This is a genomic window from Vibrio sp. 10N.261.52.A1 (assembly GCF_002876325.1).
Classification (GTDB): domain Bacteria; phylum Pseudomonadota; class Gammaproteobacteria; order Enterobacterales; family Vibrionaceae; genus Vibrio; species Vibrio chagasii.
On the sequence record NZ_MCYD01000854.1, the window covers coordinates 1 to 9026 of the forward strand.

At 45.6% G+C, this 9026-nt stretch carries 8 protein-coding genes and 1 pseudogene; 5 read left to right on the top strand and 4 right to left on the bottom strand.

All coding sequences use genetic code 11. The features are described 5' to 3' along the window. Nucleotides 1-1686 (top strand): YgiQ family radical SAM protein (locus BCT81_RS18255; RefSeq protein ID WP_102425381.1); only part of this gene is annotated, 1686 nt, incomplete at its 5' end. A 110-nt stretch (nt 1687-1796) separates the two neighbouring features. Here the strand turns inward: BCT81_RS18255 and BCT81_RS18260 are convergent. From BCT81_RS18260 to BCT81_RS18270, 3 genes are read right to left on the bottom strand one after another with little or no spacing between them, the layout of a single operon-like run. Beyond that, nucleotides 1797-2261 (bottom strand): GtrA family protein, encoded by a 465-nt coding sequence (locus BCT81_RS18260; protein ID WP_102425382.1) that lies wholly within the window; start codon nt 2259-2261, stop codon nt 1797-1799. Then, the gene (locus BCT81_RS18265) at nt 2248-3717 is read right to left on the bottom strand and encodes a glycosyltransferase family 39 protein (RefSeq protein ID WP_102425383.1); all 1470 of its coding nucleotides are present in this window, start codon (nt 3715-3717) and stop codon (nt 2248-2250) included. Before BCT81_RS18265 ends, BCT81_RS18260 begins: the two co-directional genes overlap by 14 nt. Next, nucleotides 3714-4733, bottom strand: coding sequence for a glycosyltransferase family 2 protein (locus tag BCT81_RS18270; protein ID WP_102425384.1), 1020 nt, complete (start codon nt 4731-4733; stop codon nt 3714-3716). Before BCT81_RS18270 ends, BCT81_RS18265 begins: the two co-directional genes overlap by 4 nt. A 125-nt stretch (nt 4734-4858) precedes the next feature. On the opposite strand from BCT81_RS18270, the gene BCT81_RS18275 reads away from it, so the two are divergent. The 4 genes from BCT81_RS18275 to BCT81_RS18290 all read left to right on the top strand — a co-directional run bounded on the left by BCT81_RS18275 (nt 4859) and on the right by BCT81_RS18290 (nt 8799). Then, entirely contained in the window at nt 4859-5536 is a 678-nt protein-coding gene (locus BCT81_RS18275) for a response regulator transcription factor (RefSeq protein ID WP_004741618.1), read from the top strand. Then, nucleotides 5533-6789, top strand: coding sequence for a HAMP domain-containing sensor histidine kinase (locus BCT81_RS18280; protein WP_102425385.1), 1257 nt, complete (start codon nt 5533-5535; stop codon nt 6787-6789). Before BCT81_RS18275 ends, BCT81_RS18280 begins: the two co-directional genes overlap by 4 nt. Before the next feature lie 124 nt (nt 6790-6913). Then, on the top strand, nt 6914-7861 hold the full coding sequence (locus BCT81_RS18285; protein WP_102425386.1) for a 1-aminocyclopropane-1-carboxylate deaminase/D-cysteine desulfhydrase: 948 nt from the start codon (nt 6914-6916) through the stop codon (nt 7859-7861). Between the two features lie 200 nt (nt 7862-8061). Beyond that, nucleotides 8062-8799 carry a dienelactone hydrolase family protein gene (locus BCT81_RS18290; protein ID WP_102425387.1) on the top strand — a complete coding sequence of 246 codons (738 nt, stop codon included), beginning with the start codon at nt 8062-8064 and terminating at the stop codon, nt 8797-8799. Nucleotides 8800-8875: 76 nt separating this feature from the next. Here BCT81_RS18290 and BCT81_RS18295 read toward each other — a convergent pair. Continuing rightward, nucleotides 8876-9026 (bottom strand): annotated as a pseudogene (locus BCT81_RS18295) (D-amino acid dehydrogenase); the annotation flags it as partial.

A 9026-nucleotide genomic window follows, 5' to 3' on the forward strand; every position in this document is an offset into this window, starting at 1 on the left:
ATCATCGACTCTTCTCGTATCGAAAAGCCAAATAAAGCTTACGTACCAGTAAACCCGTACGAAGTGGAAACGCAATGCGATACCAAAAAAGATGAAGAGCCAAAGGCGCAGCCAATTACGATTCGCCCTTCTCGTCACGATGCGAAAACAACCGCGGTTCGTATACCTGCGTTCGAAAAGCTTAACAACGACCGTATTCTTTACGCTCACGCAAGCCGTATCTTACACCTAGAGACAAACCCGTACTCAGGCCGGGCTCTGATTCAACGTCACGGTGACCGCGAGCTTTGGGTTAACCAAGCACCAATCCCTCTAGCAACAGAAGAGATGGATTACGTGTTCGGTCTTGCTTATCAGCGTGTACCACACCCGATGTACGGCAAAGCAAAGATTCCAGCCTACGAGATGATCAAAACCTCGGTGAACATCATGCGTGGTTGTTTTGGTGGTTGTTCTTTCTGTTCAATCACAGAGCACGAAGGTCGTATCATCCAGAACCGTTCGAAAGAGTCTATCTTGGATGAGATCGAAGACATCAAAGATAAGGTGCCTGGCTTTACTGGTACCATTTCTGACTTGGGCGGCCCTACGGCGAACATGTACCGTTTAGGTTGTTCAGACCCGAAAGCAGAAGTGAACTGTCGCCGTCCATCGTGTGTGTTCCCGAAAATCTGTGAGAAGCTAAACACAGACCACAAACACACCATCGACCTGTACCGTTCAGCGAGAAAAGTACCAGGTGTTAAGAAGATCATGATCGCTTCCGGTGTTCGTTACGACTTAGCGATTGAATCACCAGAATACGTGCGTGAGCTTGTAACGCACCACGTAGGTGGCTATTTGAAGATTGCTCCAGAGCATACTGAGAAAGGCCCTCTGGATCTGATGATGAAGCCGGGTATGGGCACTTACGATCGTTTCAAAGAGATGTTCGAGAAGTACAGCGCTGAAGCCGGTAAGAAGCAGTACCTAATTCCTTACTTCATCTCGGCTCACCCGGGCACAGAAGATGAAGACATGCTGAACCTGGCATTGTGGCTTAAAAAGCACAACTACGAGTGTGACCAAGTACAGAACTTCTACCCATCGCCAATGTGTAACGCAACGTCGATGTACTACTCAGAGACAAACCCTCTGAAACGCGTTAAATACAAAAAGCGTGAAGATATTCCTGTGCCAAAAGGTGACCGTCAACGTCGTCTGCATAAAGCACTGCTTCGCTACCACGATCCAGAGAACTGGAAACTGATTCGTGAAGCTTTGATCGACATGGGTAAAAAACACCTGATTGGTGATAAACCAGGTTGCTTGGTTCCTGAAGATGACTTTGATGCTCAAACACCAGCGCAGCGTCGCAAGTCTGGTCGTCACGGTTCACAACGTTTTGCTACTAAGCACAGCAAATCTCAACCAGGATTAGGCGGCGAGAAGCCACGTAACCACTCTAAATCTGGTGGCAATAAGCCTAAACCAGGTGGTAAGAAACCTGCTGGTAACGGCAATGGTGGCCAAGGTAACAGTGGTGGTAATGGAAACTCTCGTAAGCCAGCAACGGGCTTCATCAAGAAAGGACCGGGCGGTCAATCGCAAGGCAATGGCAAACCAAACCGCAATAAAGGTGGTAATGGCCAAGGTGGAAAACCAGCAGGTAACGGAAAGAGCCGTCAACGTGCCGCACAACGCTAATCTTATAAGCCGATACTATTAGCGAACACAAAAACACAAAGCGCAGCTATTTAGCTGCGCTTTTTCATGTCTGTTATCAATAACTACTTGGCTATATGATTACAAGGAGTTTAACGAGTAAAGACCCAATATTGACTAAATAGGTAGTTAGTCACCATACCGACCAAGATACCAACTGCCATTGCGATAAACACAGCGCCAGTAAACACTGGCAGTAGTTCTACCATCAACTTAAAGCAAAGCAGGTTAGGTACCGCTGATATCGATGCGGAGAACATGAATTTTTGCCACTGAATCAGTTTATCAGACCAACGCCCCTGCCCCTTGAACCCAAAAGTCAGCACGCGATTACCAAACCACGTTGTCGTTGCAGCAGCAATGAACGAGCCTATTCTCGCCGTCATTAAAGGCAAACCAACAATGTAATGCAGAAAGGCAAATACCGCACAATCAACAACAAACCCACCAGCACCAACCACAGCAAATCGAACCATCTTATGATGGGATTGGAGCTTTTGACTTTGTGCCTGAAGCTTGTTGTTGAGCATTTGCAGTCCTGAGTTAACGCTGAACATCACTTTCACTTCGGATGTGACTCAACGACAGATTGGGTTTGATGTTTTGGCTATAACAAGTGAATAAAGCACGCTTTATTTTCACCGTTGGTTCCAAAATACAGGTCAACGCATTTTCTTTTATCTTGGTTTCTACTTCTGCCCTTTTACCAATCAAGTAGAACTTGTCGATGCCATCTAGTTGCTCGATATCGAGCAGTTTCTTTGCTTGCCCGTGGCTATAAAACTGACCGGAGAATGGTCGCTTACCCACATAGAAGCTTGGCGCAGAATCCGTAATCTGTTCGAAGATGATACGATCACTCTTCTCGTTCGCCTTACCTAGGTTTAAGTAAACCATCGCAATCATCAGCAACACTGGAAGAACTAATGCCACGCTCGAGAACCACTTCTTATCTTTTTCCACTACGAGTATAGCAACCAACAAACCAAGAGCAGGAATACCTGGTAACACGTAAGCAGGAAGAATGTTACCTGCCATGGTGAATAGAATTAGAGGTGAGATTAACCAGCACACCAGAAATGAAAATAGCCCACGATTTTCAGCGTTAATTTGAGCGATTTTGCTGCGACGAGCGAACGCTAAAACAGGTAAAATAATCGACCAAGGCGCCGCGGCTTGAATCCAGAATACCCAGATCATACCTCGCGTTTCATCATGAGCAGAACCATAAAGATCCCCTTCCCAGCCGCTTACTACAAAGCGTTTGAAATGTTCACCAACGATGAAATAATCAATAAACCCTGGTGTCGCGATTTCAGCCATGATGTACCACGGCAACGCAATAGCTAGCATTACACCAATACCAGATAACAGTGGGAAACGTTGCCAAAGGACTTTGAAAGCGCCAATAAACCCGTGTTGTAAAACTAACCAGGGGAAAACCGCGATACCCATGATAACAATCGCAACAGGACCTTTTGCAAGTAAGCCTAGCGCCAAACCAATGAAACCGATATATCCCCAATTTCTATTGGTCTTATCGCTTCCTTCTCCTTGCCAGCACAGATAAAACCCCAACATCGCAATCGTCATAGACAAGGTTAATGCCATGTCAGTCATTACAGCGCCAGCAGCAATCGAGAAGATTCCACATGTTGCCAATACAACAGCAGTAACTAACGCGCTCTGACCCACTCGTTTTGCCATATAAGCGGTCAATAGAATCGTCGCGACACCAGCTAGCCAATGGGGTGCACGAACCGCAAATTCATTCAGGCCAAATAGCTGAATACCAACCGCACTCATCCAAGTAAACATTGGAGGCTTGCCCCAGAAAGGAATACCGTAATCGAATTGTGGAGTTAACCAATTTCCCGTTTCGATCATCAAACGAGCCATTTCACCATAGCGTGCTTCCGTGGTATCCATTAGTGGGTATGTCGCTAGGGATAAAAGCCTCAAAACCAGAGCAAAAGCCAGTAAATACCATAGGTGCGTTCTATTCAGGCTCATGCCGATTCCTCTAGTTTAAAGTGTGTTTTTAATGCGGGTGTATCAACCACAGACTGGATCAAATACAAAGGACGATTCTTGGTTTCAATGAAGATACGACCTATGTATTCCCCCATTAAACCGATACTCAGAAGTTGAATGCCGCCGAGGGCAAGTTGAACCACCATCATGGATGGGTAGCCTGTGATTGGCTCACCAAACATCATGGTTTTGAAGACAATAATGACGCCGTAGATAAACGCGCTCAACGCAACTAAACCACCCACAGCCGTCGCAATGCGCAGCGGTCGAATCGAGAATGACGTAATGCCATCCATTGCTAACCCGATCAGCTTAAGGTAATTCCACTTCGTCTCCCCACAGAAACGCGCATCACGATTAAATTGAATGGTCGCTTGGCGGAAGCCCGGCCATGAAAAAATGCCTTTCATGTAGCGGTTACGTTCTGGCAATTGGTTAATATGATCGACAACTTCACGGCTCAGCAGTCGGAAGTCACCGACATTCTCAGGAACATCAATCTTCGCCGCTGCATTCATCACTTTATAAAAGCTCGCCGCTGAGAACTTCTTAAACCAAGTTTCTCCATCACGTTGGCGACGTTGCATGTTGACCACGTCATAGCCTTCACGCCATTTGGCAATCATTTGAGGAATTAACTCAGGGGGATCTTGTAAGTCTGCATCTAATAAGATCACCGCTTGTCCGCGACAATGCTCTAAGCCTGCACTCATCGCCGACTCTTTACCGAAATTGCGGCTCAGTCCGATAACAGAAATAGAACTGTTGATCGAGGTAAATGAGCTCACCACGTCTAAGCTGTTATCTTTACTGCCATCATCGACATAAACGATCTCACTGGTAATCGGCAGGCTATCTAACACCTTGGTTAAGCGTGAATGAAACTCTTCCAACACCTCTTGTTCGTTATAAAAAGGCACAATGATAGACAGCAAAACCGCTGGGTGGATCTGCGAGAGGGATTCTTTAGGTCGGCTAATATGAAGTTCAGACATAATACGTTCTTCTATTTATTAATCTGAGATCAATTTACGCGCCCATAAGTGAAAGTTATGTTATTGACATATTTTTCACGCTCACCCAGGATAATGTTAGTGTCTATTTCTGTATGAGAATCAAAATGAAACGAGTTCTATTGGTCGAAGATAACCGTGAAATTGCAGGTGTCTTGTTTGATTATTTTGAGTGTATTGGCATGGAACTCGATTATGCCGACAATGGTGAGCTTGGCCTGCAACTCGCGATGGATAACTCTTTTGATATCATTATTTTAGATCTGATGTTGCCACGAATGGATGGACTGACAGTTTGCAACAAACTACGAGATCAAGGCAACGCAACGCCGATCCTGATGCTGACTGCACTCGATAGCCGCGAAGATATGCTGAAAGGCTTTGACCACGGTGCAGATGACTATCTCACCAAGCCCTTTGACTTAGATATTCTCGAAGCAAGGATGAATGCGCTGGTTCGCCGTTACCGCGGAAAAGTCGCCTCCTCTAAGCTTCAATTTGACGAGCTCACCATCGACCAGAAAACCCGCAAAGCTTACCGTCAAGACAAGCTACTTGCACTCAACCCAACCACCTATACCATTCTTGAGATGCTGTGCCAGAATGCACCTGAAGTGGTAACGCGTGAAGACATCTCGTACAAGCTATGGGAAGAAGACGAACCGAACAACGATGTGCTACGTAGTCACATCTACCAACTGCGTAATCAACTCGATAAGCCCTTTGATACCCAGATGCTAATTACGGTTCCTAAGGTTGGATTCCGCCTGGAGTCTTACAATTGATTCTCAATGTTCTCACTAGTACAAAAACCCTAACAGGCCGCTTAGCGCTTTTCTTTGGCTTAATGGCGGTGATTGTGACGGCATTTGTCTATGTGGTCTTTATATCTGCACTGTTTTTGTCTGAAGACAGCGTCGGCGAAAGGCGAATCCTGATTGACCGCAACTACGCCATCAGTCAGTTTCAAGCTGGGGAGAATGGTGAATTAAGAATAGATGAACTGACCACCGCCTATAATGACCCAACTCTCATACCGGAAGAGTACTCTAAATTTATAAAAGGCAGAGAAAACTTCCTTGGCGAAGTGGGTCAAGAACCAAACTCGCGCATGGTCTATGTTGGTGAGTACACACACCAAGGAAAAACCTATCCTATTATTCTACTGTCTGAAATAGACCTTATCGAACTGGACCAAACAGAATCAGTGTACGCAACAATGTTCATACTCACATTGCTCTCTATCCTAATTTTTTGCTTTGGTTCAATACTTTATCGATTATCCAAACGGCTTATTGAACCATTTAACTCTCTCTCTGCACAGCTTGAGTCGAACAAACTCAACCTCAACGAAGAATTTGGAGTAAGTGACGATGCTGCGATTGAATTCCGTCAACTGACCGATCAACTCAATCAATATCGTCGAGAAATCAACTCCCTTATCAAACGTGAGCAAGCCTTTGCACGCTACGCAAGCCATGAATTGAGAACACCATTAACGGTTGCACGTGGTGCTAATAAGCTATTGCTTCGTAGTGATACGACCGATTTTCAATCTCGTCAGGTTGAGCGTATTGATGACGCCATCGTGCAGATGTCGGAGATGGTCGATGCCTTGCTTGGCCTCGTGAGATATGAAAGAAACAGTGACGACGCACCACTGCGCTTATTTAGCCAACAAGAACTAGAAGCTATTGTGTCAAAAAGCACTTCACAGGCCTCTGACAAAGAGGTCGAGATATCATTAACCGTTGAGTCTGAGCCGACCATTCAAGCCACCAGCGCTATCATGAACATGCTGATTGGTAACCTACTAAGGAATGCTATTGCTGCGACCAATAGTGGTACTGTGACAATTACTTTGTCTCAAAACGGCATTACGATTGAAGACCAAGGCGAAGGCTTACAAGATCAATACAACCCTAACGGTCACGGCTTAGGGTTACTGATTGTTGACGACCTGTGTCAACGCTATCACTGGGACTTCAAACTGTTCAACCGAACTTGCGGTGGATGCACAGCTCAAATCACCTTTTAGAGCGATCAATATCGAGTGAAAACTTGATGTAGTTGGTTTACAGAGCCAATAACCTGCTAGATACTCGTAAGTCCAATTTGATTTTAAAATGCTGGTTTTTTAGTCAGCATTTTTACTAAGTGCGATGAAACTAAATAATAGCCCTGTAACTCAGCATCAATACAACAACCACACCTTTTTCTTAAAGCGTGATGACCAGCTGCACTCCCACTTTTGTGGTAATAAAGCCCGCAAGTTCATGAAGCTGCTAGAAGACGATCATCCGGACATCACCACCCTAATCAGCTACGGCTCAGCGCAAGCGAACTCTCTGTTCTCACTCGCGGCATTGGCAAAGATTAAAGGTTGGACGCTGGAGTTTTACGTCGACCACCTACCTCAATGGTTACAAGAACGCCCAATCGGTAATTACCGTGGTGCTATTGACCTAGGCGCTAAAGTCATTTCAGTTAAGGAAACTGGCTCAGAACTTCATCCACAACAGTATATTAATCAAGTGAGACAACCAGACTCACAGTGCATCGTGTTACCTGAGGGTGGTCGCTCTCAGCTTTCCGAATATGGCGTAAAGCAACTGGCAATGGAAATACTGAGCTGGACGCGCTTTGAAAACCAATACGATTTTGTTGTGGCCCTACCCGCAGGGACTGGCAGCACTGCACTTTATCTTCATAAGCACCTAAAGTTACACAATATCCCGGTGCTCACTTGCGCTTGTGTGGGTGGAAGTGACTACCTGACTCAGCAATTCAATGAGCTTGGCGAAACCGAACATCCACAGATATTGCCTCTCCCGAAAAAGCATCACTTCGGTAAACTGTATCAACAGGACTATCAGACATGGCTAGATCTTCAGGAGCAAACTGACATTGAATTCGATCTGCTTTACGATCCATTGATGTGGCAATGTTTAGAGCAATGGCAGGCAGATAATCCGACTAAAACCATTATCTATATTCATCAAGGTGGCATCTTAGGCAATGAATCAATGTTGCCTCGCTATCAGCGTAAATATCCTGATATCAGAACAAGTCTTTCTAGCAGCGATAACAGCACAGCCCCTACTTGGTAATGGTTCAAACCTCTTAAACCTGTTATTCGAACAATCACAGTGACGACTACTGTGATTGTATCTTCCGCATAAGTTTCTTCCGTTTAAGACAGCTGTCCTCCCTGCTTTACCCATCAAAGCCAAACTGACAATCTGGCGAGAATCATAACGTTATCTATACTTTCCATTGGATTGCCACTCGTCACCTGAAGGATTAATGTATGCGAGCACTTACTACACTAGGTCTGTTTTCGGTTTTGCTTCCTTTTGCAGCACACTCTGGAGAAAACGTCATCTACCAGGTGGATGGCATGGATTATGAAGGTTACTGGAGCGAAGCCAGCGATCAAGCCCCCCTAGTACTTTTAATACACGATTGGGATGGCTTAACTGATTACGAAAAGAAGCGTTCTGAGATGCTCAACGAACTCGGTTACAACGTGTTCGCTATCGACCTATTTGGTAAAGGCATCCGCCCAACCGAAGTGAAAGACAAGAAACAACACACAGGCGAGCTGTATAAAGACCGTGAAAAGATGCGTGCGCTACTCAACGCAGGAGCCATGGAAGCACAAAGACTTGGCGGTAACTTAGATAACAACGTAATGATGGGATACTGTTTCGGCGGAGCCGCTGTATTGGAAGCCGCTCGTGCGGGGATTCCTTCGAAGGCTTACGTCACCTTCCACGGCGGTTTATCAACACCAAAAGGTCAAGACTACTCGCAGACTAAAGCTCCAGTTGTCGTGTTCCACGGAACGGCAGATGCCATGATCTCAATGCAAGATTTTGGCAACCTCGCCGCTGAACTCGAATCAGCAAAAGTACCTCATGAAATGATCACCTACAGTGGCGCTCCACATGCGTTTACCGTGTTCGGCTCCAATAATTACCAAAATGAAGCTGACCAAAAATCTTGGGAACGATTCACGCATGTGTTAGAAACCACCACCCGATAAGCCGCAACACTCAAACCAAATCAGTCCAGCTTAATAACAAACATGGGCTGATTCGTATGACCAAGTATTTGATGAACTACATGTAACGATGGATACTCAAGTCGTCTGCTTTTATATCGCAATCAGAGCCACTGACCACACTCGCTAATAGCTTTCCTGAACCACATGCCATGGTCCAGCCCAACGTCCCATGGCCAGTATTGGTAAACAGATTCTTAATTGGCGTC

Excerpts from the sequence above, each read along its gene's own strand:
- BCT81_RS18260 (WP_102425382.1), bottom strand. The coding sequence starts at position 2,261 with ATGTTCAGCGTTAACTCAGGACTGCAAATGCTCAACAACAAGCTTCAG.
- BCT81_RS18265 (WP_102425383.1), bottom strand. The coding sequence starts at position 3,717 with ATGAGCCTGAATAGAACGCACCTATGGTATTTACTGGCTTTTGCTCTG.
- BCT81_RS18270 (WP_102425384.1), bottom strand. The coding sequence starts at position 4,733 with ATGTCTGAACTTCATATTAGCCGACCTAAAGAATCCCTCTCGCAGATC.
- BCT81_RS18275 (WP_004741618.1), top strand. The coding sequence starts at position 4,859 with ATGAAACGAGTTCTATTGGTCGAAGATAACCGTGAAATTGCAGGTGTC.
- BCT81_RS18285 (WP_102425386.1), top strand. The coding sequence starts at position 6,914 with ATGAAACTAAATAATAGCCCTGTAACTCAGCATCAATACAACAACCAC.
- BCT81_RS18290 (WP_102425387.1), top strand. The coding sequence starts at position 8,062 with ATGCGAGCACTTACTACACTAGGTCTGTTTTCGGTTTTGCTTCCTTTT.